This is a genomic window from Novosphingobium sp. NFX11, assembly GCF_057376415.1.
The window spans coordinates 499,416-525,143 of record NZ_CP080385.1; the positions used below are offsets into that span (position 1 = coordinate 499,416).

Below are 25,728 nucleotides of genomic sequence, written 5' to 3' on the forward strand. Positions count from 1 at the left end.
AGGGATGGCGCTCGTCCGCGCGCTTGGCGGAACCGGCGTCGAGGTCGCCGAAGAGCACCGGCCGCTATACCATGCTGCCTTGTGCCATGCGGCCAATCATCTGGTCACCCTCATTGCCGGCTCAAGCGATGCCTTGCGGCGGGCGGGCATCGACCGGCCGGGTCACTTTCTTGCCCCGCTCGCCCGTGCCGCACTCGAGAACAGTCTGAGCAAGGGCATGGCAGCACTCTCCGGCCCGGTCCTGCGGGGCGACGCAGGAACCGTGGCCCGCCACTTTCGCGCCATCGCCACCGACGACCCCGCGTTGATGGCGCCCTACCGAGCCATGGCGCTTGCCACACTTGATGCCTTGGGCGAGCGACGCCAGCCAGCGGGCAAGGAACTGGAGAAGCTGCTCGCCCCCGACAGGCTTACGCCGCCCCGCTAGAAAAGCGGGCTTCGGACAAGTCGAGTTCGCGCGTGAGCTTGCGAGCCGTCTCGCTGCTGATGCTACGCCCACGCAGCATCTGCGACAGCGCCGCCCTTTCCGCGCGGACGCCGACGAGGCGGAAATCGCGCAGCAGCCTGTCGCCGGTCCGGGCCTCGGCCGACTGGCGCTCGCTCAGGCCCTCGATACGCTCGCGGTAGAGGGTCATCACCTGGCCGCCGGCATCGGCGAAGATGTCGGCCTCGCCATGAGTTTCGGCAAGGGCATGCTGATGCCGCTCTATGGCCTGGATCGCGGCTTCCGCAACGGCAATCCTGGTAGAATCCTCCTCCGCCTGACGGGCCGGTTCGGGTGGCATGGCAAGCCCCTTCAGCAGAAACGGCAAAGCGATACTTGCCAGGACCAGCGAAACCACGATCACACCGGCCGCCAGGAAGATCGCCAGATCGCGGGTCGGGAACGGCGTTCCATCGTTCAGCGTCAGCGGCAGGGTCAATACACCGGCGAGCGTAATGGCGCCGCGTACGCCCGCCACCGAGGTCGCGGCGATCAGGCGCCAGTCGGGCGTCTGCACGCCCACGGCCCGCTTGGCCTTGCGCAGGATCGTCAGCTTGAGCGATGCCCACACCCATACGAAGCGCAAGGTCGCAAGGCCTGCGACGATCGCAAGGGTATAGATCGCAAGCCACCACGCCTCGCTATGCCCGGTCACTGCAACGGTCTGGCGCGCACCGGCAAGGATGCCCGGCATCTGCTCGCCAAGCAGCACGAAGATGATGCCGTTCAGGGTGAACTGGATCATATCCCAAACCGAATTGCGACGCATGCGGGTGACCGCGAGCGCCTGCCGCGAAATCTCCGCATACGTCATCGTCACGCCCGCACTGACTGCCGCGAGAATGCCGGAAGCGTGGAAATGCTCAGCCAGCAGGTAGGAGCCGAAGGGGATCAGCAGGCTGACGAGAATCTGGGAGCCGGTGTCCTCACCCCAGCGCTTCGTCACCCAGGCCTTCACGCGGGTCACCGCCAGCGTCACCACGACGCCGATGGCAAGGCCGCCGCCCGCCACCCACAGAAAGTTGAGCGTCGCGCTGCCGGCCGAGAAGGTGCCGGTCAAAGCCGCGGCAACCGCGAAGCGCAGACAGACGAGGCCGGAGGCATCGTTGAGCAGCGATTCACCCTCGAGGATGTGCATCATGCGCTTCGGAATCGGCACGCGGGCGGCGATGGCCGAAACTGCGATCGGATCGGTCGGCGAGACGACTGCGGCGAGCGCAAAGGCCACCGCGAGCGGCATCGCCGGGATCATCCAGTGGATCAGGAAACCCATTCCGATCACGGTCATGAGCACGAGCCCAAGGGCAAGCTCCACCACGGTGGACGCATCCTTGAACAGTTCGTCCTTGGGGATGCGCCACCCGTCAAGGAACAACAGCGGTGGCAGGAACAGGAAAAGGAACAGTTCCGGATCGAGTTCGACCCGATGCGAAGTGGACATTCCGATCACGCCGCCCAGCACGATCTGGACCAGCGGCGTAGGTATCGAGAACGGCATCATCCTCGCAACGGCGCCACTGACGACGACCGCCAGCAGCAGAAAAAGTACGATCGAAACTGTCTCCAAAACCTCACTCCATATGACTACCCGTGCAGTCTAGGAGGCAGGTCGCCCGAGGGGCAACCCACTAATTGCAAAAAAGCAATTAAATTCGGTTCTGCATGTATCGTCCGGACGCAGCAGCGCCCGCCCCTGAAGGGAGCGGGCGCCTGCGACTTCACCGGATCGATCAGTACTTCAGCGACAGCGTCGCGAAGGCCGAACGGCCTGGTGCGATAGTCGCGAAGTGGGTCGAGTAGGTCTTGTCGTAATACTTCTTGTTGGTGAGGTTCTGGACGTTGGCCCGCAGCGAGATGTTGTCGGTGATGCGAGCCGACGCCATTGCGTCGAAGCGCCAGTAGCTGGGAATCGAGCGGGTAACGTCATAGGTCACGCTGTTGAGAATAACCGTGCCGTAGCCGCCGTACTGCTTCGAGTTGTAGATCGCGCCGCCGCCGATCTGATAGCCGCCGGGAATCTCGAAGGTATTCCATGCGGTGAAGCTGTGCTTAGGCGTATTCGGGAACGCCTTGCCGTTGTTGACATTGCCGGTGCCGGCAAAGCCGATCTCCGAGTCCATGTAGGTATAGCCGCCGAAGACGCTCCAGAATGACAGCGGCTTGCCGTTGAAGCCCACTTCGACGCCCTTGATGTTGCGCTTGCCCTGGAACACCACCACGCTGTTGTCGGTGATGCGGGCATTGTCCGTATCGGTCTTGAACAGCGCGAGGTTAAGGCCGAATGCGTCATCGAAGAACGACCACTTCGTGCCGATCTCATAGGACTTGGTCACTTCGGCCTTCAGATCGAGCCCCGCAGCGAGGGCGTTACCTTCCGACCCTTCGCCCAGCATGCTGCCGGCAGGCGTGGAGGACTTGGCGATCGAAACGTAGACGCTGCCATTCTCCTTGGGCTTGAGCACGAGGCCGGCCTGGTAGTTGAAGAAGTGCTCCTTGTTGCTCAGGGCAACGCCAGTGGTCAGCGTTGTCGCGGTCGTGTCGTACCAGTCGTAGCGCGCGCCCAGGTTGAGCAGCAGGAAGTCGGTGATGGTCACCGTATCGGCTGCGTAAAGCGCGTAAGTCGTCGCTTCCGTCTTGGCGCTGGCAGCGCTCTTCGCGATGGGCACGATCGTGGTCCCGTCGGAAGATATGTTCTGCCACGGATCGTAGGGGTTGGGGTTGGTCAGGCTGGTGCAGTTGTAAGCCGCCTGCTGTGCAGCGCTGCAGCGTCCGGTTCCCGTGTTGACCGCAGTGACGTTGGTGCTGACGTTGTAAGTGCCGCGCTTGGACTGCTCCCAGCTGCTCTCGAAGCCGGTCGAGAACGAGTGCTCGATGCCGCCGGTCGTGAACTTGCCCGACAGATCGAGCTGGCCGACCATCGAGTCCACGTCGCTCCAGCGCGTGTTGGCGCGGCGCCAGACGAGGCCGTTCTGGACGTTGCCCTGGCTGTCGTCGGGCTGGGTGATGATGTAGGACTGCTTGACGTTGGCATATTTGCCGGTCGCGCGCAGGCGGATCGTATCGGACAGATCGTGCTCGGCGCGCATCAGCAGTTCATCGGTGTTGGTCTTGCGGAAGTCGCGGTTGGCCAACCCGTAGAAGGTGCTGCGCTTGACGTCGGCAGGCTGGATATTCAACTGGCTGGTGGAGGTCACCTGCGCGGCAGTACGCTCGAACGGGATGCCCGGATCGGGGATGTCGTCGCTCTGCATGTGATAGTAGTTGATGAAGGCGCGGGTCGAGGTGCCCAGCCCGAGAGCTGCCGAAGGGGAGATGCCCCAGCGGTTGTAGGTCACCACGTCGCGCTTGGCGACGTCGGCATCGTGCCACATGCCGTTGATCCGCACCGCCGCCATGTCGCCGAGTTGGTAGTTCGCATCGATGGTTGCACGCTTGTAGTCGTCAGTGCCGTAGCTGAGATCGGCCTGTGCGGTGGTGCCGAGATGAGGCATCTTGCTGACGAGGTTCAGGCTGCCTCCGGCGCTGCCACGACCGCCCATGGTGGAATCGCTGCCCTTGACGACCTCGATCTGCTCGATGGCGAAGATTTCGCGCGACTGCCCGCCGACGCTGCGTACTCCATCGATATACGTGCTGCCCTGAGCATCGAAACCGCGGATCAGTGGACGATCGCCCTGTGGGTTGCCACCTTCGCCTGCACCGAAGGTGATACCCGGCACAGTGCGCAGCGCTTCCACGAACGTCGTCGAGCCGGTGTCCTGGATCACTTGCGACGGCACGACGATGACCGTTTTGGGCGTATCGAGCAGCGGCGCGGTGTACTTGGGCGAGTCTGCCTTGGGCGTGCGGTACGGAGTTTCTTCGATCGCGGTGTCGGAAACAGTCACGCCGCCAAGACTCCGCGCAGCGGGGTCGCCTTCGGCATCCTGTGCGAACGCCGGAGCGGCAGCGAACCCGACGCACGAAAGCGCAAGATAGGCAGGCGCAACTCGCGCCGATGATAGGCGAAGGCGAGACTTTGACACGTGAGAATCCCTCATGTTTTGTGCGCGCTGCTAATGCTAATGACTTGCGAGAAAAACAAGGGACAAAATTCAGCAACGTGGCAATTTATCGCAATCTTACAGCAAGATTTTGATTGAGGAGAATATCGCGGCAGCTTCAGTCCCTCTCATGCCTTATTATCTCCGCGAGATCGGTAAGGCGGCCGTCCGGATCAACATCGCAGGCGAGCGCCAAGCCCCGCAACACCTCGCCATGATCGGTCGCAATGCTCAGCGTCGCCGCGAGAGCCGGTATCCCGATGTCATGCGGAAATTCATGCGTTTCATAGGCCTGTCCCGTAAGACCAAGACCGGACAGCCAGCGATCCGCGTTATGGCGATGACAATCTGGCGACACAGCCGTCGCGGCCGGTCGATCTGCCTCCGCCATGCTGGCAAGTCGCGCCTCCGCCGGGTAAAAACTGCCTCCGTCGGTTACTTTTGCGGTCTTCAGCGGTTACCTCCTGTCTATGGAGCAACAAGCCCTCGTCTTCGCGCTGATCGGTATTCTCGGGATCGGCGCGCAGTGGATCGCCTGGCGTACTGGTTGGCCTGCCATCGCCCTCATGCTCGCCGCCGGTGTCCTTGCCGGGCCGGTGACCGGGCTGATCGTGCCGGAACGGACTTTCGGCGAACTTCTCGAACCCATGGTTTCGGTGGCGGTGGCGCTCATCCTGTTCGAAGGCGGCCTCAGCCTGAACTTCCGCGAACTGCGCAAGACCGAGGGCGCAGTCACCCGGCTCATGCTGATCGGCATCCCGCTGGGCTGGGTGCTCGGCACCCTCGCCTGCTACTACGTGGCCGGCCTTGTCTGGCCGGTCGCGATCCTATTCGCGGGGATTCTCGTGGTGACCGGGCCGACGGTGGTGATCCCGCTGCTGCGCCAGAGCAACGTCGCCCCGCGCCCGCGCGCGATCCTCAAGTGGGAAGCGATCGTCAACGATCCCTTCGGCGCGCTCTGCGCCGTCATCACTTACGAGTACCTGCGCCGCGTCGATGAAGGCGGCACCCTGCTCTCGGTCGTCGCCGCGCTGCTGGGCGCGGCGGTGGTCGCCGGGCTCATCGGCTATGCCACGGCGCGCGCGATCGCCTGGGCCTTCCCGCGCGGCCACGTGCCCGAATATCTCAAGGCCCCGGTCCTGCTGGTGGCGGTGATCGGGACATTCGTGCTTTCCAACCTGATCCAGCAGGAGACCGGCCTGCTCGCCGTGACGGTGATGGGCGTCGCGGTGGCCAACATGCGCCTCGATCCCTGCGCGACATTCACCCGTTCAAGGAGAACGTCACCGTCCTCCTCATTTCGGGCGTCTTCGTGCTCCTGTCGGCGTCGCTCAACTTCGAGGTGCTGCGCCTGTTTGAGTGGCGCTTCATCGCCTTCCTCCTCGCGCTGCTGTTCCTCGTCCGCCCGGCAACGGTGCTGGTCGCGCTGGCCTTCAGCAAGATTCCGTGGAATGAGCGGTTGCTGGTCGCGTGGATCGCGCCGCGCGGTGTCGTTGCGGTCGCAGTCTCCGGCCTGTTCGCGTTGCGCCTCGATCAACTGGGATATGGCGATGGCAGCATCCTCGTCACGCTGTCGTTCTCCGTGGTGGTGGCGACGATCGTGGCGCACGGGTTCAGCATCCGGTACGTCGCGCGCTGGCTCGGCGTCATGGGCGCGCCGCAGAAGGGGCTGCTGATCGTCGGCAGCACGCCGTGGAGCCTGTCGCTTGCCCGCCAGCTCAAGTCGCTCGACCTGCCGGTGATGATTTCCGACGCCAGCTGGCAGCGCCTCGCCGCACCGCGACAGGCGGGCATTGCCACCTATCACGGCGAGATCCTGGCCGAGACGACCGAGGAACGGCTGGACCTCACGCAGTTCCAGGTGCTCGTCGCGACGACGGAGAACGAGGCCTACAATGCCCTCGTCTGTAACGAATTCGCGCCAGAGATTGGCCGCGATGCGGTGTACCAGCTCGGCGGCAGCGGCGATGACGAGGACCACCGCAGCCTCCCCGAAGCCCTGCGCGGACGCGCGATGTTCGCCGCCGGGCACGGCGTCGAGGAGATCATGGAGCGCGAGACGGCGGGCTGGACCTTCCGCAAGACGCGGATCAGCGAGCAGTTCGACTTCACCGATGCCCGCTCCTCGCTGCCGGACGAGGCGGATATGTTGTTCGTGCTCCGCAAGGACGGCCGTATCCGCTTCTTCACCCATGCGTCGAGGCCGACGCCGCAGGCGGGGGACATCGTGGTGTCCTACGGCCCCTCGCGCCATTCCGATCCCGACAACCCGGCCCAACCCCACAAAAAGGAGGCGACCGCATGAGAGGACTGAAACTTCCGGAAGGCGCAGCGCACTGGCTGTCCGCCGCCGCGATCGGGCTTGCTGTCAGCGCCTGCCAGCCCGGCAAGGCCCCGCAGGACGACCAGAGCGAAGCGGCGGCCGATGCCTCCGACGCGGTCGAGCCGGAGTTGGTAAAGAAGTCGATCATCCGCGCGGAGATTGATCCCGAACCTAGCGAAACACCGGTGCTGCAGCCGGAAACGATCGTCGTCCCCTTCCCCGCCACGGGTTCCGAGCCTGACGCGGCGGGCCTCGCGATGATCGACGATCTGATGACGCACCCTTCGTTCCGGGCTGGCGGCCCGATCACCATCTGGGGTCACAGCGATTCCAAGGGGTCCGATGAGCAGAACCTCGCCGCCTCGCGCCGCCGGGCCGAGGCCGTGCGCGGCTATCTGGTGAAGAACAACGTGCCGCGCGACCGCATCACCGTGATCGCCCTCGGCGAAGCGCGGCCGATCACGCCGAACCGGAACCTCGACGGCACCGACGATATGGAGGGCCGGGCGAAAAACCGGCGGGTGGAGATCAAGGTCGATCTTCCCGCACCGCCGCAGGTCGAGGAAACTCCGGCCGCGAAGAGGGAGTAAAGCGGGTCAGACCGGCGCGGTTTCGGCAACGGACTCCGCGTCGGCAAGGCTCTTGCGGAAGGCCGATCGGATCAGCCACGGCTCCAGAATCCGACCAACGACGTAGAGCACCGTGAAGATACCAGCGAAGACGAAGGCCGGATTGCGCGACTCCTTAAGCAGCCAGGCGATGCCTAGGAACAGGAACGGCAGGAAGAAGCAGAGCCGCAAGGTCGGGCTGTTCAGGTCGTAGCGCAGTTCGGCGCTTTGCCCGTCATCCTCCACCCACAACGCGCCGTGGTTGAAGATGGCCATCCGGTCCTGTGCGATCGGATCCTTCTTGCTGAAGGCCAGTGTATCGCCATCGATGCGGAAGGTCGTGCCGACCGCGCGAAACAAGTGGTCGAGGCGCGCGAAGGCGTCCCGAGGCGTGCGCCGCACTTCGAGCGCCAGCGATCCCCGAACGCGCCAGATCCGGTCTACTAAGGGAAGGTCCACGCGAAAGTCTCCCTATTCGGCCGGGACGGCGGTGGGCTGGAAGCGTACCTGGACGGCGGATTTCGTGGTCCTCCAGGCTTCGGTGAAGGGGTAGGTCATCTGCTCGCGGATCGACATGCGGCGGCCGCCTTCCATGCCGAGAAGTTCCGCCTCGCCATCGACACAAGTGCCGAACATGCGGTCGATGAAGATATAGGTGCCCGCGTAATTGCTGCGGCTCGCCTCGAAATCCTGCGAGTGGTGAACGCTGTGGTGCTCGGTGGTGTTGAACAGGAAGCGCCACAGGCGGGGCGTGTTGAAGCGCACGTTGATGTGCTGGTACGTGCCGACCGCCATGCCGATCGCTCCGGCCAGCAGCGCCGCGCGCGGCAGGAAATCGAAGAACCCGCCGATGCCCAGCCCGATCAGGAACAATTCGACCGGATTCTCGACCGCACCCTTGTTGATGTTGAGCTGCGTGATGTAGTGATGGACCGAATGGGTGAGCCATAGCGGATACCAGTTGTGCATCCCGCGATGCATCCAATACTGCCCGAAATCAAAGATGAAGGAGATCAGGAACGCCTGAACAAGCAGCGGCATCTCCTTGAACCATGAGAATTTCTCCCAGTCGAAGGCATGCTGGATGGCCCCGACCATGGCGTCGCTGCCGATGTGCTTGCCGGCATACTTGACCAGCGTATAGCTTATGCCGACGTAGAACAGGTCGGTGACCAGTTCCTTCCAGGTAAGCCGCCAGCTGTCGTGGCGCGGGTTCACCCATTCGAGGCAATAAAGCAGCGCCTTAAAACCGATCCCGATACCGATCGCGGTCGAGGCCTTGGCGATGGAATCGGGTGCGCAGAGCCAGAAGGTCACCAACGCGATCAGCACTGCAGGCTGAAACCAGGTGAAGACGAACTGTTTCACCGGGCCGCCCTCTACGCGCGGGATGTTTTCCCAGCCCACCGTGACCGGCGACTGCGTACCGATCAGCCTCTTGCCTACGCGAACTCCGTCCATATCACCCGCCCTCGTAATACCCGACCACCCACGCCGGTAATACTAAATTTTGATATGGTAATACCAAACCTTTGCGGCTGTCCATTCCCTCTTTGTGCACTGCAAAAATAATGTCACGAAATCCGGATTTCTGCCGTCTTCCGCTATACAAGTGGGCTCCGGCCCCGCGCATCGCCCATTGCGCTGGCCATCACTCGGGCGGGAGCGGCACCGCGCAAAGGCCCTTGTCGATCAGTTGCCGCGCCGCGCGGAAGAGCAATGGCTCATGTCCGGCCGCGCTGATCAACTGGATGCCCAGCGGCATCGCGAAGTCGCCCGCCAGCGGCAGCACCAGTGCGGGCAGCCCCATCAGGCTGATCGGCTGCGTGTAGATGCCGAGGTGGCTGCGAGCCGGGATCGTCTTGCCCTCGAACGTCATCACCGGATCGGCAATGGTCGGCGCGAAGCCCGGCGCGGCGGGGGTGAAGAGGACGTCGGCCAGCTCGAACTGGCGGCGCAGGCGCGCCTGAATCCAGCTCCGGAAACGCTGCGCGGCAAGGTAATCGTCGCTCGGCAATAGCAGACCTGCCAGCATGCGATCGCGCACCGGGGGCTCGAATTGCATCGGGTCGGCCTCCAGCGCGGGGCGGTGCAGGCTGGCACCCTCGGCCGCGATAATGACCGAGGCGGCGGCGCGGGCAATCTCGGAATGGGGCAGTTCGAAGCTGATGCGGCCGAGGCGGCTCCAGAACGCATCGAGCGGTCCGCGCATCTCTTCGGAAATGTTGTCGTCGAACCAACTCATCAAGCGGCCGAAGGAAATCTCGCCGCGCAGGGGCTCCTGCCGCTCGGGTGCGCCTTCGCGCAGGATCGTGCGGACCAGCGCCACGTCATCGAGATCGCGGCCGAGCACGCCCACGACATCGAGGCTCTCCACGAAAGGATACATGCCTTCGCGCGGTAGGTCGCCGTAAGTGGGCTTGAGGCCGATTACCCCGGTCAGCCCCGCAGGCACGCGCAGCGATCCATTGGTGTCGAAAGCAAGGCTGAGCGGGACCACGCCAGTAGCCACCGCCACTGCCGAACCGCCCGCCGCGCCGCCCGCGACGCGCGAAGGATCGTGGGGGTTGCGCGTCGTGCCGTACTCGGCATTCATGGTGACGAAGCCGTAGCCGAATTCGTCCATGTTCTGCGTGCCGACAAGCACTGCGCCCGCTGCTTCGAGCAGCGCGATCGCCTTGGAGTCACGGCTGGCGAACGCCGCATTGCGCCGTGTGCGCGACCCTGCGGTGGTGATCTCTCCGGCCACGTCGAACAGGTCCGCCACGCCGAAGGGCACGCCTGCCAGTGGGCCGGGATCGAGCCCAGCCTCGACCAGCTTGTCGACCGCCGCCGCCCGCGCCAGCGCACGCCGTCGCAGCAGCCGCGTAAAGCCGCTACACTCCCCGCCGAGTTGCTCGGCTTTTTCGAAGGCCAGCGTCGCCAATTGGACGGCGGAGATGTCGCCGCCGCGCACCTTGGCGGCCATGACGATAGCGGATAACGGCGCGAGGGACATGCTCAAGCCTCGAACCGCATGGCGCTGGCACTGCGTGGATCGAGCGCAAAGGCGCGCAAGGTGGCGACGTGGTCCTGCAGGACGATCAGGTTGGACAGGACGCCCGGCAAGCACTCCTCAGGAGCGGAAACGCCCGCCTCGGCCATGCGCGTGCGCAGGCTGCCCTCGCTCGGAGGTGCCGCTTTTCCGCTCGTTTCGGCCACCAGCATGATCTCCCTCGCTCGCCATCGATCGAAGGGCCACCCTTACAGTCTTGCGATCTAGCGGCAAGGGGGCCTTTACCCGAACCGATAGGCCGAGATGTCCGCCATCATGACGTTGTCACCGAACACCTTGCGTCCGGCCGAGACCCCACCCGCCCCGGCCGCTACCATCAGCGGCAGCAGATGCTCCTCGCGCGGGTGCGACTGGCGGCCCGCAGGCGCCTCGGCCCAATGCGAAAGCAACGTTTCACGCTCTTTGGGCGTGGCTTCGACCGCTCCCGTCAGCCATTGGTCGAACACCGCCGAGGGCCGGGTCGCAGCCGGCGTGCGGAAACCGCGCATGTTGTGGTAGCTCATGCCCGAGCCGACGATCAGCACGCCCTCCTCGCGCAGCGGCTCCAACGCCTTGCCTGCGGCGATATGCTCGGCGGGATCGAGGTCCGCCTTGAGCGAAAGCGGCACGACCGGGATCGTAGCGTCCGGATCGACCAGCAGGAAGGGTACGAATACACCGTGATCGAAGCCGCGGGCGGGATCGGTGCGGGCGGGCAGGCCCGCACCCTTCAGCAGTTCCACGACGCGCTCCGCCAGCGCGGGGAGCCCGGCGCCGGGTATTTCAGCTCGTAAGTATGCGGCGGGAATCCGTAGTAATCGTAGATCATCCCCGGCTCTACCGCGGTAGATGCGGTGAATGCCGACTCCTCCCAATGCCCCGAGATCACGACGATACCCTTCGGCTTTTCCGGGAGTGTCGAGACGAGCGCGCGCAACCACGCCTCGGTCTTGTCCCACGTGTCGGCGGGGCCGCCCATCACCGACCAGTCGATGAAGAAGCACGGACCGCCTCCATGCGGAATGAAAAAGGTGGGCATCTGCGTCGAGGAAACCGTCATGTCGGCCGTCTGAGCATTCATCTTGGCGAATCGTCCCTGGTTGATCTCGCGGGCAATTTTCGACCCCACGGGTCGCTGGGTGCAAAGTCGGGTCGAGCGCGCTCTCGTGCAAGGACCCATAGTTGACGGCGCGCGAAGGAATTGTTGCGGCGCACCTATAAACACTTGGGATCGGCACGCGGCGCGCCTTTACTCCGGCAATCGGAACCGGAGACCTGCCCATGCCGAGCGCTTCTACCCGCCTTGCGATCGCTGCCACTACCGGCAACCTCGTCTGCCTCACTGCCGCGATCAGCGCGACCTTCGGGACGTTCCTGGTGCCGATCTCGCAGGACCTGGGCTGGTCGCGCGCGGCGGTGTCGGGCGTGCTGGGCCTAATCGCGATCATCGCGGCGGCAAGCTATCCGTTGATCGGGCGCACCATGGACCGTGTCGGAGCACGACCCATGATCATGGGAGGCAACGTGGCCCTCGCGCTGCTGGTGGCCAGCCTGTCGCAGACGAGCGGCAGCCTCTGGCTGTTCTACCTCCAGTACGGTCTCATCGGGCTGGCGGGCGCGACATGCGCCTCGCCGATGATCGCCAAGATCGTGTCGAACTGGTTCGACGCCCGGCGCGGGCTGATGCTGGGGGTGACTGCCGGGATCGGCAACGGCGTCGGCGCGACCTTGATGCCGGTAGTGGCAGGCATCCTGCTGCCGCTGATCGGGTGGCGCGCGACGTACGGCGCGATCGGCGCGATCGTTCTGCTGCTGGGCTTTCCGATCATGTGGTTCTGGCTGCACGACACGCCCGGCCACGTCTCCCGCAAGGACGATCAACCCGAGCGCGTGTTCGAGGGCATGACGTTGCGCGAGGCGGCATCGACCCGCCGCTTCTGGCTGCTGTTGCTCGCCGTTGCGAGCGGCGCGGGCGGCATGACGGCGGTGTTCACCCATGTTGTGCCGATGATGACCGATCGCGGCTTCGGCCTTGGCCAGGCGACCGGTGTTGTCGCGACTTTCGCGCTTGTCACGGCGGCGTGGCAGGTGGTGACCGGCGGAATGCTGGACAAGCTGCGTACGCCGCTGCTGATCGTGCCGATGTATGCCGCCGCCATGGCGGGACTTGGGCTTCTGCAGTTCGGACAGGGCGGTCTTGCCGCCACCGCCGCAGGCGTCCTGCTCGGTATCGGTATGGGCGCAGAATATGCGGCGTTACCCTACTTCTGCTCGCGCTACTTCGGCCTCAGGCATTTCGGATCGATCAACGCGGTGCTCTACGCCGCCGTCATCCTGGCACAGGGACTGACCCCGGCGGCGATGGATCTCAGTTACGGCGCCACCGGCTCCTATAACGAGGCTGCACTGGTGATCATCGTGGTGCTGGGAGCGGGAATGGCCCTGCTGTTCTTCCTCCCTGGCATCGGTGCCGACGGGCGCACCCGCGTACGTCCGGTCAAGCCCGTTGCCTCCGGAGATCTCGCAATGGCGACAGGTTGATGCTCAGGGGTGTCCGCTGAGCGTACGGACCCGATCGATCGACGATAGACTCTCCCCCACCCATCGGTCGAAAGCGTCGATGAGGGTCTGGGACAGTTCCACATAGTCCCCCGGCCGCTCGGACAGCGTGACGAAACCACGCTCCGCCGCACCCTTGAGCACGTTGCGGACATGGGTGCGGGAGACACCGCCCTGCCCGCCGGCCCGTGAATAGAAGCCCGGTGCCGTGCGATTGTCCGGATTGCCGCGTACGGACTGCATCAGGATCATCAGCACCCGAAAGCCCACCGCCTCCTGCACGAAATAGTCCATCGGCGGATTGGCGCTCATGATCTCATTGGCGATGTCGAGCGTACTGAGGCCGGCGATGCGAAAGGCTTTCTGGAAACTCGTCTGCCGCTCCAGCGCCGGCCGGTAATCGACGTCCGGGCGCAATAGCGCGAGCGGCGCATGGAAAACCGCCAGCCATTCGCAATCGGCCGCGACCCCGCGCTCGGTGGCGCGCAGCAGCCGGGCTCGGCGATCCCTGGGGTCAGGCACGACATCCAGCAGCAGGTCCCGGCGCAAGTTGGCAACGAGATCGGCGATCCGCCTGCCGGGTGCTATACCCATGTTGGGCAGCACTTCGTTCAGCACTTGCATCGATACACCGCCCGCCGGATCGTCGGGATCGCGCAGCGCGTCGAGCGAGGCGATCAGCATGAACGTAACCCCTTCTCGTATTCGATAAGCGTGCGCAGCCGAGCGTCGTCAATGTAAAGGCCTGCCAGCCCGTCGATGAGCAGCGCCTTGGCATCCTCGAAGCGCGGATGCGCGCGTACTTGCGCGATCGAGATATGCGTATCGCCGGCACTACCGGCCCTCCAGTTCGTGTCCATCAGCCCCTCGTCGCCGCAACAGCCCCCGACGAAGCCGCGGCGAGGCTTCGTTAACGATAAGCTAGTGGATTTTACGGATTTTCGTAGCCGTTCAAGCAGCGATGGCAAAAATGACCCGGTGGCCGATAAGGCCCCGGGTCAGGCTGAAAGGCGGATAAGTTCCGTCCTTCGGGTCGCCTCGGTCGGATACCCCGATGGAGCCGAAAGGCAACGGAACAATTTCGTAGTATTTCAGAGTTCTTGGCCGCGCATCTTCAAGTCGGGTCGATCACCGTGCCCTTGCCCGGGAAGATGCGCCGCTCGATCCGCGCGTGGACGCCCAGCGTGCCGTCCACCACCTGCGTCACGCCGAAATCGGTCGCCACGCTCATCAGCGAATAGGCGTCCTCCTTGCTCAGCCCCTGCTGCTCGTGGAGCAGGTGCAGCATGTCCATCGAGCAGTTCTTCATCGCCTGATCGAGATCCTCGCCGAAGCCGTGGACGATCCAGTTCTCGGGCGTCTCCAGCAGCGGCGAGGGGAAGGAAAAGTCCTTGCGCAGGATGATCTGGAACAGGCAGTCGAGCGACGCCTCGATCGCGGTGCCGCTGATCTCGCCGTCGCCCTGGCTGACATGGGGGTCGCCGATCGAGAACAGCCCGCCCTTGACCTGGCACTTGTAGAACATCGTCGAGCCCGCGCCGATGCGCCAGTTGTCGATGTTGCCGCCGTGCCGCCCCGGCGGGATGGTCGAGACCGGCGCGTCCACCGCCGGCGCCACGCCCGCCGTGCCCAGATGCGGACGGGCGGGGATGGTGATGCCGGGCAGCGCCGGGTGCCGGTCGCACACCGGGCAGTTGGTGATGGTGCCGGGGACGAGGTACTCGCCCGGGAAATCGTAGGCATAAAGGGCGTGGGCGGTGTTGGCGCTGGGGTCCAGCTCGTAGATCGTCACCCGCTCCTTCCTGCCGAACTCCTCATACAGATGCCCCCAGTTCGCCGCGAGGTTGGAGCCGTAGTTGTTGCGCGGCGTCATCTGCAGATAGCGCACCTCGATCATGTCGCCCGGCTCGGCGTCCTCGATGTAGATCGGGCCTGTCATGATGTGGACGCCGGGCGCGCGGCTGGCGGGATCGACCTCGCGGAAGATGCGCTCCACGCCTTCGTCGAACATCAGTTCAGGCGCGTCGCCTGCGTGGTGGGTAATTGCTTCGGCCTGCACCAGATCGCCACTTTTGATCCTGAGCGCCGGCTTGATCTCGGGCGAGAAGTAGCCCCAGTGGATCGTCTCCGGCGTGGCCTTGAGATGCCAGATCGCCGAGGGCCGCGTGTCCGCCTTCGCCGATGTCAGAGTGGTGACCGAAGCCATGCAGTGTCCTTTGTAGAGTGGAGGATCGACCGCTTCACTCTCTCCCGAGGGACGAAAAGGGTCTTGGCCGTCAGCGCACTGGTAGTTGGCTCGAGGCGCGGCTCGTCGCCCTCGTCAACAAACCGGACGCCTGCCGCCAAGAGCCGCGCGCGCATCTGGCGCAGACCGTGAGGCACACGAGAAGGAAGCCAAGACCCATGCCCAACACGCTCATCTTCGTCGATCTGCCCGCCGACGATCCGGCCGCCGCGGCACGCTTCTACGCCGAAGTCTTCGGCTGGCGCGACGATCACAAGCCCGAGGGCGTCTATCACCGCATGGTGCCGGGCGGCATGGTCCCCAATCCCGACGGCACCGACAGTCAGATCGGCAACCTGCATGTCGGCATCTTCGACCCCGCCAACGCCCGCCCGCACCCCGACGCCGAAGGCATCGCTCCGCGCGAAATCGCCGCAGAGGGCCGGAAACCGCGCATCTGGGTGCTCATCAGCGACGACGACACCCCCGAACGCATCCTTTCCGCCGCCGAGGAGCGCGGCGCCACGGTGCTGTGGCGCAATCACTTCTGGAGCACCTTCAACGGCCTCAACCACTGTTTCCGCGACCCGTGGGGCAACGAGATCCTGCTCTGGGGCAAGGCCGGAGATCCTCCCAGGATTCCAGACAATTACACCCGCGAGTAAGCCTTTCTCGCAAATGCAATATTGCCTTCGCAGGTGCCGCATGCACAAATGCACCTGACGGCACTCAACGGCACCTAGCCTACCCATAACAGCACTCAGGATGGTCACATGCCCGCGCCAACCATGACGGACGACTTCATCGAATCCCTCTCCGCCTCGGCCGTGAACCTCGAGGACGCGGTGACGCTGCCGCCCGCGTGCTACACCTCTCAAGACTTCTACGAGTTCGAGAAGGACGCGCTCTATTACGCCGAGTGGCAGTGCGTCGGGCGCGAGGACTGGATTCCAAGCCGGGCGATTACTTCACCACCCGCACCATCAACGAGCCGATCATCGTCTCGCGCACCCTCGAAGGGCAGGTGCGGGCGATGTCGGCGGTGTGCCAGCACCGCGCGATGCTGGTGGCCGAACGCAGCGGCAACGCACGCGGGTTCCTGTGCCCCTACCACCACTGGAGCTATTCGCTCGACGGCACGCTGGTCGCCGCACCGGCGATGAACAAGACCTGCAACTTCGACCGCAAGGCGAACAGCCTGCCGCGCTTCGCGGTCGAGATCTGGAACGGCTTCGTCTTCATCAACTTCGACGAGAACGCCGCACCGCTCGCCCCCGCCTGACCGGCGTGGCCGAGGCGATCGCGGGCTACGACCTCGCCTCTGCCGAAGGCCCGAAGCCCGAGGAGGGCGCCAGGCTGCCGTGGAACTGGAAGGTGATGTTCGAGAACAACAACGACGGCTACCACGCCAGCCGCCTCCACGCCGGGCCGCTGCATGACTTCGTGCCGTCCGGCAAGGCCGAGTTCCCGCATTCCGAGCCCGAGGACGCCGGGTTCCTGCGCTTCAACGGCACGCTCCACCCCGACGCCAGCTTCAACGCCACCCAGCGCGCGGTGCTGCCGATCTTCCCGGGCCTTTCGGACGAAATGCGAAACCGGATGACCTTCGCCAACGTGCCGCCCTCGCTCAGCCTCATCATGATGAGCGACATGGTGATCTACCTGATCTTGCGGCCCGACGGCCCGGAATCGCTGGAGATGGACACCGGCCTGCTGTTCGCGCCGGGCGCGATGAAGGACCCGACGTTCGACCACAAGCTCGACATGAACATGCGCGCCACCGCACACATCATCGCGCAGGACTTCCACGTCGACGAACTGGTGCAGAAGGGCCTGCGCTCGCGCTTCGCCCCGCGCGGCCGCTATTCGTGGCAGGAAGGCGCGCAAGGCCAGTTCAACAAGTGGCTGGTCCACCGTTACCGCACTGCACACAAGCGTCTGGCGAAGCTCGAAAACGTTGGATAGGCTGCGGTCATGACCTCGCTCGTCATTGCGAGCGGAGCGAAGCAATCCAGGGCAGCGCGGTGCTGCCCTGGATTGCTTCGCTCCGCTCGCAATGACGGGAAATGGGGAAATGCCGACGGCGCGTCGCGTCGAACGGCAGGGACGCGAAGAAGGAATTTCCCGGCATGACCGGCGTGCGCTTGACCACCAATGCCTATCCCCACGACCAGCGATTGCAGGCGTGGCGCTTCGCATTGCAGCGCGTGTCGCTGGAACTCGAATCCGAGAACGAGGACATCTATGGAGACCTCGTCAGCTTCACCAGCGGGCAGAAGATCCAGTTCGTCCGCTGCACCGGCACCGCGCAGGCGATGACCCTCGATTTCCGGCAGGAGGCGCGCTGTTTCTGGCTCGTCCTCCTGCTCGAAGGCCGCATCGCCGCCAGCAGCGGAGACCGCGAGGTCGAGATCGGCGAGGGCGACATGGTCTACGGCGGCGGCGACACCCGCTGCCGCATCGCCATGGAAGGCGATTTCCGCCTGCTCATCGTCAAGGTGCCGCACAGCCTGCCCGCGCTCAAATCCCGCTCGCAGCTGCCGACCGAGATCAGCGACCTCATCGCCGACACCGCCGTCGGCCGCATGATGTCGAGCCTGCTGCGCACCGTCGCCGACACCATCCTCGATATCTCCGACGACCAGATCCGCCCGGTCGAACTGGCCCTGCCCGAGATGATCGCCGCCACCCTGCTCGACCGCGCCCCCGCCAAGCAACTGGGCGGCGCGGCGGGCGGACGCGCGGCGATCCTGGAGCGGGTGTTCCAGTCGATCGAGATGCGGCTCTCCGACCCCAACCTCAACACCCACCAGATCGCCGCCGAGCACAACATCTCGCCGCGCTACCTGCAGAAGCTGTTCGAGAGCCACGGCGAGAGCTTCGGCCATTACGTGAAGCTGCGCAGGCTGGAGCGCTGCCGCCTCGATCTCGGCAGCCCGCTCCATGCGCAGCGTTCGATCTCGGAAATCCTGTTCCAGTGGGGCTTCAACGACAGCGCGTCGTTCTCCCGCGCCTTCCGCGAGCAGTACGGGATGAGCCCGCGCGAGTACCGCAAGTCCCCCGAGATCGCGACGAGCGCGGCCGAAACTCCGCGCCGCGGACGGCCCGAAAAGGCGCGCGACGTGCGCATGGACAACCGCGAGCCGCCCAGCGTCCTCAGCGGCCTGCCCAGCCTCGACGATGCCGCACGATCGCGCCGCCATCACTTCCTGCCCGCACGGCCCGACACGATCCACTGGGGCTATTTCAGCCGTTCGCTGCAACCGGCGCTCGAAGTCCGCTCGGGCGACTACGTGACAATCGAGACGCTCACCCACCACGCCAACGACGATGCCGAACGCATGATCGAGGGCGACGCGGGCGCGGAAGCCGTGTTCCACTGGACCGCCGAGGGCAAGGCGGTGGAACGGCGCGGCGCCGGGCCGTTCGACGCCTCGGCCCTGGGTCGCGGCCCCGGCGAGGGTTTCGGCGTCCACATCTGCACCGGGCCGATCGCGGTCGAGGGCGCCCGCCCCGGCGACGTGATCGAGGTCCGCATCCTCGACATGGAGAACCGCCCCAGCCAGAACCCGCTGTTCGCCGGGCGCGCCTTCGGCTCCAACGTCGCGGCCTACTGGGGCTACCACTACAACGACCTGCTGACCGAGCCCAAGCAGCGCGAGGTCATCACGATCTACGAGATCGACAACGAACCCGGCCGCGCCACCGCGCAGGCGGTCTATTCCTATCGCTGGACCCCGCAGACCGACCCTTCGGGCGTGGTCCACGAGCGCTACGACTATCCCGGCGTGCCGGTCGATCCCGAGACCATCACCCGCAACTTCGACGTGCTGCGCGACGTGACGATCCCGGTGCGCCCGCACTTCGGGGTGATCGCGCTGGCGCCCGCGCATTCGGAACTGATCGATCCGGTGCCGCCCGCCAACTTCGGCGGCAATATCGACAACTGGCGGCTGGGGGCGGGATCAAGCTGCTTCCTGCCGGTGGGGGTGCCGGGCGGGCTGCTGTCGATGGGCGATCCCCATGCCAGCCAGGGCGACAGCGAACTGTGCGGAACGGCCATCGAGTGTTCGATGACAGCGGTGATCCAGGTCATCCTCCACCCCGCCAAGACCAGCCGCAAATACATCCGCGACATCGATTATCCGCTGATCGAAACCAAGGACGAATGGGTGATCCTGGGCTTCTCGCACCCGGAATACCTCAAGGAACTGGGCGCGAACGCACAAAGCGAGGTCTACAAGCAATCGTCGATCGATGCCGCGATGCGCGATGCGTTCCGTAAAGCGCGGCGGTTCCTGATGACCTTGCGCGATCTGACCGAGGACGAGGCGATCTCACTGCTCTCGGTGGGGGTGGATTTCGGGATCAGCCAAGTCGCCAACGGCAACTGGGGCGTGCATGCGGTGATCCGCAAGAGCCTGTTCGCCGCCTGAAGCAGCGACCGTGCGCCCGCATGGGCAGGCGCACGGTCGAGGCGGGGCGCGCGGCGTCAGCCTTTCGGGGGGACGAGTTCGAGCATCGCCGTGGTCGCCCCGCTGCGGCCGACCCATGCATTGCTGCGGGCAGCATCCTCGCGCAGCCGGGTCATGTTCCTTTGCGCATAACCCTCCGAATTGGCGAAGAGAACGCGCACGATATACTGTTGGTCATGCCCCACCCCGCGCGGCAGCGGGTGAAGCGTGGCGATGCGCTCCACCGCGCGCACCGTTGCGCGGTCGAGGTCGCCGTGACCCGAAGTCTTGTAGAGTTGGACTTGTGAAGGCACGCCGTCTTCGCTGCAATTGAACTTGACGGCGACGATGCCTTCGCTGGCCGGCATCGTGCCCATCGGAGCCGGATACCTGACCTTACGCTCGAATTGTCGGAACACGTTCTCCGACCAGTTCTGGACGCTCGGCGGCGCAATGACGGAAAGCGTATCGGTCTCGGTTTCTGCCCGGCCGCCACTCGGCGCTACGCACAAAGCAAGACCCACGACAGCGGCTGCAACAAACTTCTGCCTGTTCATTGGAGTACCCTCCCAATGCGTCTCACATCGACCTCAGACAAGCAATATATGACGCGTAAGACGCAATTTTACATATTTTCAGGGAAAACGACTCGTTTATTGCGCGAACCCTGGGTGAATATTAAATCAAAATACGCACGCTGAGAGTCGACCAGATCACATAACGCGAATTAGTGTAGATTACTTTGCCTCGACATTGCCGCATATGCCGAGCGCCAGCATCAAAATCGTCATGGTTTCATGTGCATGCCAAGGGCTTGTCAGAAACGCCCTCATCCGAGATTATTTTGCAGCCACTGCCGTCGTCAGATGCATCCAGGTGTCGAATTGCCCTTGGAGCATCGCGAACTCCCCTTTGGCGTAGCCCAAGGCATCCTCTCCCAGCAGCAACACCAGCGGCGGCTCCGGCGCGGCGATGGCCGTCACGATCGCTTGCGCAATCATCACCGGATCGCTCGGTTCCTCGCCGTGATGGCCGGTCAGTACCTGCCGCGCGACGTGCGCAGTCCCGGCATAGTCGGCGATCGAGGGCTCGGCCCCCAGCAGCCGCGAGGCGGCGAACTCGGTACGCATGCCCCCTGGAGCCACGTTGGTCACCCTGATGCCGAGCGGCCCCACCTCCTGAGCCAGCGTCCTCCCGATGCAGTCGAGCGCGAACTTGCTGGCGCCGTAGATGCCGGTGCCGTTCCAGCAGGCCATGCCACTGATCGATCCGACATTGACGATGTGACCGGCCCTTCGCGCCCGCAAATGCGGCAGCGCAGCCTGGATCACTGCCAGCGCCCCCCAGACGTTGACGTCGAACAGCGCCTTCGCGTCGTCGATCGGCGTTTCCTCGATGGCCCCGGTATAGCCGAGGCCTGCGTTATTCACGACCACGTCGAGGCCGCCGGTGCGCTCCTCGGCCGCATCGAACACCGCCTTCACCGCGCCGAGGTCCGTCACGTCGAGGACCATGCCGATGGCCCTCTCCCCCATCGCCTCGAAGGCGGCGACGGCATCGGCGTTGCGCACGGTGCCGACGACGGTATGCCCGGCGTCCAGCGCGACTTGCGCGATGGCGCGTCCGAGCCCGGTGCTGACGCCGGTGATGAACCAGTTGCTCATGTCGAACTCCCTCACGAATACCCGGCGCACCTAGCGCGAGCACGCCGACGCATCTATGCCTCTCGCGCCCGATGCCTTGACCGGCGACAACAGCATGGGCGCAGGGTGACAAGAACCCCGCCGCGCCCCATTCTAGCCTTGGCCAAGATTTACGAGCAGGGGAGCCAGATGATCCAGAGCCAACCGCGTCCCGAGAGCTTCGGCCTCCCGTCCGACACCGGAGGGCGCGACCTCGGCATCTTCATGCCGATGGCGAACGGTGGCTGGATCTTGTCGAAGAACGCGCCCACGCTCGACGGGTCCTACGACTATAACCTCAAGGCCGCGCGGCTGGCCGAGGACATCGGCCTCGATTTCATCATGGCGATGGCCAAGTACCGCGGCTACGGCGGCGAGACGCAGCACTGGAACACATCGCTGGACTCGCCGATGCTGATGGCGGGCCTGGCGCAGGCGACGAGCCGGGTGAAAGTTTGGGCGACCGTCCACACGATCCTGCAGAACCCGGCCGTCACGGCCAAGATGATCGCCACGCTCGACCAGATCAGCCATGGCCGCGCCGGGCTGAACGTGGTGACGGGCTCCTACAAGGGCGAATTCTCGCAGATGGGCGCCTGGCCCGAGGGCGTGGACCACGACGAACGCTATGTCCTCGCCACCGAGTGGATCAGGGGCATCAAGGCGCTGTGGACGCAGGATTCAGTGACGATGGAGGGCAAGTACTTCACCCTCGACGACTGCATGTCGAACCCCAAGCCACAGGCCCCGCCGTTCCTCGTCTGTGCGGGAACCTCGAAAGTCGGCATCGAATTCACGGCCAACGAGATGGACGCGCTGTTCCTTTCGGGCGGCAACGTCGAGGAACTGGCGAAAGCCAGCGCCGACGCCAAGGCGGAGGCGGCCGGTCACGGCGCGAAGATCCGCACGTACTCCATGATGACCGTGGTGTTCGGCGACACTGACGAGGCCGCCGAAGAAACCGCCGCTCATTTCCGTGCCGGATCTGACGAGGAAGCTCTCCACGGTATGATGCGTGCCTACGGCTTCCTCGATAGCGAGATCGGCAAGGAGAACGCCTTCACGCAGAAGGCCCGCTCCACCTTCATGACCCCGCACGTACTGGGCACGCCGGAGACTGTGACGGCGCGCCTGTCGGAGATTTTCGAGATGACCTCGCTCGACGGTCTGATGCTGATCTTCCCGGACTATCACGCCGCGCTGCCCATCTTCGGCGAAAAAGTGCTGCCGACCTTGCGCGAGCGCTTCCCGAGCCGGATGGAACCCGCGCATGGCTGACTTGCCGCACATCGACCCCGCCGGGATGATCGCTCCGGCCCGCACTGCCCTGATCGTGGTGGACGTGCAGGTCGACTTCGCCGCGCCCGAGGGCCTGATCGGTCGCTTCGGCATCGACCTCGCTCCGGCCGAGGCCGCGATCGACCGGATCGAGACGCTCATCGCCGCCGCCCGCACGGCCGGAGCTACGGTAGCGTTCATGCGGGTGATGACGCGCCCCGAAACCGATCCTGAGGCGCTGAAAACGCTGATGGCCCGGCGCGGTACGCCCGGCGAGGAAGGCATCTGCCGGATCGGCAGCGGCGGCGAGGACTACTATCGCCTGTTCCCCCAGCCGGGTGACATCGAGGTGTCCAAGCTGGTCTATTCCAGCTTTCACGGCACCGATCTGGAACAGCAACTTCGCACGCGCGGGATCGACACGTTGGTGATGACCGGCCTCACCACCGAGTGCTGCGTCGATTCCACCACGCGCGATGCCTTCCATCGCGATTTCCATACCTTCGTGGTGTCCGACGCCTGCGCCGCCTATGAACCGGACCTTCACGCCCACGCGCTCAAGGCGCTGGCCGCGAATACCTCGCTGCTGGTGACCACCGACGCGGTCATGGCTGCGTGGAGCGCATGAACACCCTCTCGACGATGCGGGCCATGGATGCCATCTTGCTCCGCGTGGAGAGAAGTGTCGGCACCGCGCTTGTGTCGATACGCATGATTGTACTCAGCCGGTGGGCGGTGCCGAGAAACACCGCCCCCTCCACCCGCCCCGCCACAGGGATCATACCAAGATGAACACCCGTCTGCTCGTCATGATCGTGCTTCAGGCTTTGTGCCTGATGTACTTCCTGCTCTCGGCGGGGACGTTCAACTCGCTGGGCATGGTGCTGCCCTCGATGGTCGAGGCGTTCGGCATGACCTGGGCGCAGGCGGGCTTCGGCTTCACCCTGCTGGGCACAGCCTGCGGGATCGTCAGCCTCGCCCCCGCGCTGACGATCCGCAAGCTCGGCATCGGGCGCACGCTGGCGGCGGGGACGGTGATCCTGTTCGTGGCCTTCTGGCTGCTCTACACCTCGACCGGCGTGATGGGCTACTATCTGGGCACCACGCTGCTCGGCATCGGCTACTGCTTCTGCGGCACCGTGCCTGCCGTGCATATCCTGTCGAGCAGTTTCCGGCGCCGCTCGACGGTGCTGGGACTCTACTTCACGATCGGCAACCTCGGCGCCGTCGCCGGGCCGCTGCTGTGGTACGGATCGCAGAGCGCCGGGTTCGACTGGCGCTTCTACTGGCTGCTCTTCGCCGTGGCCTCGGTCGTCGTGGGGGCTTTTGCACCCTCACCGCCGGACGCCTCCACATCGCCGCGCCCGAGGAGCACGTCGCGTCCCCGGGTGCACCGGCCGAGTGGACCGTGCGCCGCGCGCTCGGCACCGTGCAGTTCTGGGTGGTGGTCCTCGCCTATACTGCATGCCTTGCGATCAACACCACCACGCACGGTTTCGCCTACCAGCACTTGATGGAGCACGGCATCGCGCAGGACCGAGCCTCGCAGCTCATCAGCCTTGCGGCTCTGGTCTGCGCGATCGGATCGGCACTGGCGGGCATCGCGGGCGAGAAGACCAGCGCGCGGACGTTGACGATGGTTTCGCTGGGGTGCCTGGGAGTCTCCGCCGCCACGCTGGCGATGATCGACGGACCGATCTCGCTGATGCTGTGGATGGTGACGTTCGGCGGTGGGCTGGGCTTCAGCTACGTCAGCACGGTCATGCTGCTGCAGTCCTATTTCGGACAACGCGCTTCGCTGGAACTCTATTCGATCATGATGGCGGTATCGACCTCGGCCGCGATCGGTCCGGCGCTGGGCGGCGCGGTCAAGGACCAGACTGGCAGTTTCTCGGGCATCTTCCTCGGCCTCGCGGTGCTGAGTGCGGTACTGTTCTGCGCTGTCGCGATCCTGCGCAAGCCGGGGAGCGCGGGGTGCAGGCTGTGCAGGTCGTGGCGGCGGAGTAAGGAACTTTAAATCGTCATTGCGAGCGTAGCGAAGCAATCCAGGGCAGTCTTGAGCCGCCTTGGATTGCTTCGCTGCGCTCGCAATGACGAAGTGCGAGGGTGCGGCAACCCGATGTCTTCGTACTCTACCCGATCTCCAACCTTAGCGGCATCGACGGCGCGGCACCCCTGCGCCCTACCGAGAGCGACGCCGCAGCGTTAGCCAGTCGCAGCGCTGCTTCCAGACCCACGCCCTGATCGATGCAGGCGGCGAGCACGCCGCAGAAGCAGTCCCCGGCGCCGCTGGTATCGACGACCCGCTCGGCCGGAACCGCAGGCACGAACGTCGCACTCTCCACCCCGATCGCCGCTGATCCCAGCGCGCCGAGCGTCACCACAACAGTCTGATCCGGCCGCGCCAGGAGGCGGCGTGCCACGAGCAGATCGTCGAGCGTCTCCGGCTCGCGATCCAGCGCAAGGTAGTCGGCGAACTCAGTCTGGTTGAAGATCATCATGTCCGCCATGCCGAACAGCCGCGCGCCCGCCGGGATGGCCGGAGCGGCGTTGACGATCCTGCGGACATGCGCGGCCGCATCGCTGGCGAACAGCGCGGCGATGGCGTCGATATCGGTTTCCAACTGGACGAGCAGCACCCGCGTCGCCGCGTCGATCGCACCGAGCGCGACCTCGGCGCGTGCCAGGAGGTTGGCCCCGGCCTCGACCGCGATCATGTTGTCGCCGCCGGGTTCGATCAGGATCGTGGCGCGACCGCTGCCCTGCCCTGCCAGCACCTCGACATGCGCGGTATCGACGCCGTCGCGGCCAAGCGCCTCCAGCAGCAGGCGCCCCGCCGCATTGTCGCCGACCGCTCCCGCCATGCGCGTTACCGATCCGAACCGCGCCGAGGCTATCGCCTGGTTGAGCCCCTTGCCGCCGACCGCCTGCGCGCTGTCCTCCACCAGCAGGGTCTGCCCCCAGGCGGCCTTCGCCGGCAGGCGCAGCGCTATGTCGAGATTGAGGGAACCGAAGACCGTGACGCTCATGCTGACTCCC

At 65.0% G+C, this 25,728-nt stretch carries 22 protein-coding genes and 3 pseudogenes; 11 read left to right on the forward strand and 14 right to left on the reverse strand.

Going from position 1 to position 25,728, the window contains the following annotated elements:
* The first annotated feature begins 4 nt into the window (after window positions 1-4).
* Window positions 5-427, forward strand: a complete 423-nt coding sequence (locus KZO24_RS20075; protein WP_486487601.1) for a DUF2520 domain-containing protein — start codon at window positions 5-7, stop codon at window positions 425-427.
* Here the strand turns inward: KZO24_RS20075 and KZO24_RS20080 are convergent.
* The 3 genes from KZO24_RS20080 to KZO24_RS20090 all read right to left on the reverse strand — a co-directional run bounded on the left by KZO24_RS20080 (window position 411) and on the right by KZO24_RS20090 (window position 4,918).
* Window positions 411-2,051: a Na+/H+ antiporter gene (locus tag KZO24_RS20080; protein WP_486487602.1), complete on the reverse strand. Its 1,641-nt coding sequence runs from the start codon at window positions 2,049-2,051 to the stop codon at window positions 411-413. The genes KZO24_RS20075 and KZO24_RS20080 overlap by 17 nt on opposite strands.
* Before the next feature lie 163 nt (window positions 2,052-2,214).
* Window positions 2,215-4,509, reverse strand: coding sequence for a TonB-dependent receptor (locus tag KZO24_RS20085; protein ID WP_271182821.1), 2,295 nt, complete (start codon window positions 4,507-4,509; stop codon window positions 2,215-2,217).
* Between the two features lie 136 nt (window positions 4,510-4,645).
* The gene (locus KZO24_RS20090) at window positions 4,646-4,918 is read right to left on the reverse strand and encodes a hypothetical protein (protein ID WP_271182820.1); all 273 of its coding nucleotides are present in this window, start codon (window positions 4,916-4,918) and stop codon (window positions 4,646-4,648) included.
* Window positions 4,919-4,997: 79 nt separating this feature from the next.
* Between KZO24_RS20090 and KZO24_RS20095 the strand changes: the two are divergent.
* A pseudogene (locus KZO24_RS20095) lies at window positions 4,998-6,832 on the forward strand (cation:proton antiporter).
* Window positions 6,829-7,440, forward strand: coding sequence for an OmpA family protein (locus tag KZO24_RS20100; RefSeq protein ID WP_271182818.1), 612 nt, complete (start codon window positions 6,829-6,831; stop codon window positions 7,438-7,440). The pseudogene KZO24_RS20095 and the gene KZO24_RS20100 overlap by 4 nt, the downstream one beginning before the upstream one ends.
* Before the next feature lie 6 nt (window positions 7,441-7,446).
* Here the strand turns inward: KZO24_RS20100 and KZO24_RS20105 are convergent, their stop codons facing one another.
* The 5 genes and pseudogenes from KZO24_RS20105 to KZO24_RS20125 all read right to left on the reverse strand — a co-directional run bounded on the left by KZO24_RS20105 (window position 7,447) and on the right by KZO24_RS20125 (window position 11,573).
* Window positions 7,447-7,917: a hypothetical protein gene (locus tag KZO24_RS20105; RefSeq protein WP_486487603.1), complete on the reverse strand. Its 471-nt coding sequence runs from the start codon at window positions 7,915-7,917 to the stop codon at window positions 7,447-7,449.
* Between the two features lie 12 nt (window positions 7,918-7,929).
* Entirely contained in the window at window positions 7,930-8,919 is a 990-nt protein-coding gene (locus tag KZO24_RS20110) for a sterol desaturase family protein (protein ID WP_486487604.1), read from the reverse strand.
* 190 nt (window positions 8,920-9,109) lie between these two features.
* On the reverse strand, window positions 9,110-10,456 hold the full coding sequence (locus KZO24_RS20115; RefSeq protein WP_271183148.1) for an AtzE family amidohydrolase: 1,347 nt from the start codon (window positions 10,454-10,456) through the stop codon (window positions 9,110-9,112).
* A 2-nt stretch (window positions 10,457-10,458) separates the two neighbouring features.
* The gene (locus KZO24_RS20120; protein ID WP_271182815.1) at window positions 10,459-10,665 is read right to left on the reverse strand and encodes a hypothetical protein; all 207 of its coding nucleotides are present in this window, start codon (window positions 10,663-10,665) and stop codon (window positions 10,459-10,461) included.
* A 69-nt stretch (window positions 10,666-10,734) separates the two neighbouring features.
* Window positions 10,735-11,573 (reverse strand): annotated as a pseudogene (locus tag KZO24_RS20125) (DODA-type extradiol aromatic ring-opening family dioxygenase).
* A gap of 200 nt (window positions 11,574-11,773) precedes the next feature.
* Here KZO24_RS20125 and KZO24_RS20130 point away from each other — a divergent pair.
* Window positions 11,774-13,033, forward strand: coding sequence for an MFS transporter (locus KZO24_RS20130; protein WP_271182813.1), 1,260 nt, complete (start codon window positions 11,774-11,776; stop codon window positions 13,031-13,033).
* Between the two features lie 3 nt (window positions 13,034-13,036).
* On the opposite strand, the gene KZO24_RS20135 is transcribed toward KZO24_RS20130, so the two are convergent.
* From KZO24_RS20135 to KZO24_RS20145, 3 genes are all read right to left on the reverse strand, one after another.
* Window positions 13,037-13,735, reverse strand: coding sequence for a hypothetical protein (locus tag KZO24_RS20135; protein WP_486487605.1), 699 nt, complete (start codon window positions 13,733-13,735; stop codon window positions 13,037-13,039).
* Window positions 13,729-13,911, reverse strand: coding sequence for a hypothetical protein (locus tag KZO24_RS20140; RefSeq protein ID WP_486487606.1), 183 nt, complete (start codon window positions 13,909-13,911; stop codon window positions 13,729-13,731). The genes KZO24_RS20135 and KZO24_RS20140 overlap by 7 nt, the downstream gene beginning before the upstream one ends.
* Before the next feature lie 254 nt (window positions 13,912-14,165).
* Window positions 14,166-15,257: an acetamidase/formamidase family protein gene (locus KZO24_RS20145; protein ID WP_271182811.1), complete on the reverse strand. Its 1,092-nt coding sequence runs from the start codon at window positions 15,255-15,257 to the stop codon at window positions 14,166-14,168.
* Between the two features lie 197 nt (window positions 15,258-15,454).
* Here KZO24_RS20145 and KZO24_RS20150 point away from each other — a divergent pair, with 197 nt between their 5' ends.
* The 3 genes and pseudogenes from KZO24_RS20150 (at window position 15,455) to KZO24_RS20160 (ending at window position 19,711) form a co-directional block, all read left to right on the forward strand.
* Complete coding sequence (locus KZO24_RS20150; RefSeq protein ID WP_271182810.1) at window positions 15,455-15,940, forward strand: VOC family protein; 486 nt, start codon at window positions 15,455-15,457, stop codon at window positions 15,938-15,940.
* A 108-nt stretch (window positions 15,941-16,048) separates the two neighbouring features.
* A pseudogene (locus tag KZO24_RS20155) lies at window positions 16,049-17,240 on the forward strand (aromatic ring-hydroxylating oxygenase subunit alpha).
* A gap of 164 nt (window positions 17,241-17,404) precedes the next feature.
* On the forward strand, window positions 17,405-19,711 hold the full coding sequence (locus tag KZO24_RS20160) for an acetamidase/formamidase family protein (protein WP_486487607.1): 2,307 nt from the start codon (window positions 17,405-17,407) through the stop codon (window positions 19,709-19,711).
* A 56-nt stretch (window positions 19,712-19,767) separates the two neighbouring features.
* Here the strand turns inward: KZO24_RS20160 and KZO24_RS20165 are convergent, their stop codons facing one another.
* Window positions 19,768-20,286 (reverse strand): energy transducer TonB family protein, encoded by a 519-nt coding sequence (locus KZO24_RS20165; protein ID WP_271182807.1) that lies wholly within the window; start codon window positions 20,284-20,286, stop codon window positions 19,768-19,770.
* A gap of 282 nt (window positions 20,287-20,568) precedes the next feature.
* Window positions 20,569-21,393, reverse strand: coding sequence for an oxidoreductase (locus tag KZO24_RS20170; RefSeq protein ID WP_271182806.1), 825 nt, complete (start codon window positions 21,391-21,393; stop codon window positions 20,569-20,571).
* A gap of 168 nt (window positions 21,394-21,561) precedes the next feature.
* On the opposite strand from KZO24_RS20170, the gene KZO24_RS20175 reads away from it, so the two are divergent.
* The 4 genes from KZO24_RS20175 to KZO24_RS20190 all read left to right on the forward strand — a co-directional run bounded on the left by KZO24_RS20175 (window position 21,562) and on the right by KZO24_RS20190 (window position 24,706).
* Window positions 21,562-22,689, forward strand: coding sequence for an LLM class flavin-dependent oxidoreductase (locus KZO24_RS20175; protein WP_486487608.1), 1,128 nt, complete (start codon window positions 21,562-21,564; stop codon window positions 22,687-22,689).
* Window positions 22,682-23,317 (forward strand): cysteine hydrolase family protein, encoded by a 636-nt coding sequence (locus tag KZO24_RS20180; protein ID WP_486487609.1) that lies wholly within the window; start codon window positions 22,682-22,684, stop codon window positions 23,315-23,317. The genes KZO24_RS20175 and KZO24_RS20180 overlap by 8 nt, the downstream gene beginning before the upstream one ends.
* Before the next feature lie 160 nt (window positions 23,318-23,477).
* On the forward strand, window positions 23,478-24,203 hold the full coding sequence (locus KZO24_RS20185; RefSeq protein WP_486487610.1) for an MFS transporter: 726 nt from the start codon (window positions 23,478-23,480) through the stop codon (window positions 24,201-24,203).
* Window positions 24,098-24,706, forward strand: coding sequence for an MFS transporter (locus KZO24_RS20190; protein ID WP_486487611.1), 609 nt, complete (start codon window positions 24,098-24,100; stop codon window positions 24,704-24,706). Before KZO24_RS20185 ends, KZO24_RS20190 begins: the two co-directional genes overlap by 106 nt.
* Before the next feature lie 115 nt (window positions 24,707-24,821).
* On the opposite strand, the gene KZO24_RS20195 is transcribed toward KZO24_RS20190, so the two are convergent.
* A complete protein-coding gene (locus tag KZO24_RS20195; protein WP_271182802.1) occupies window positions 24,822-25,718 on the reverse strand; it encodes a ribokinase in 897 nt (298 codons plus the stop codon).
* Window positions 25,719-25,728: the final 10 nt, after the last annotated feature.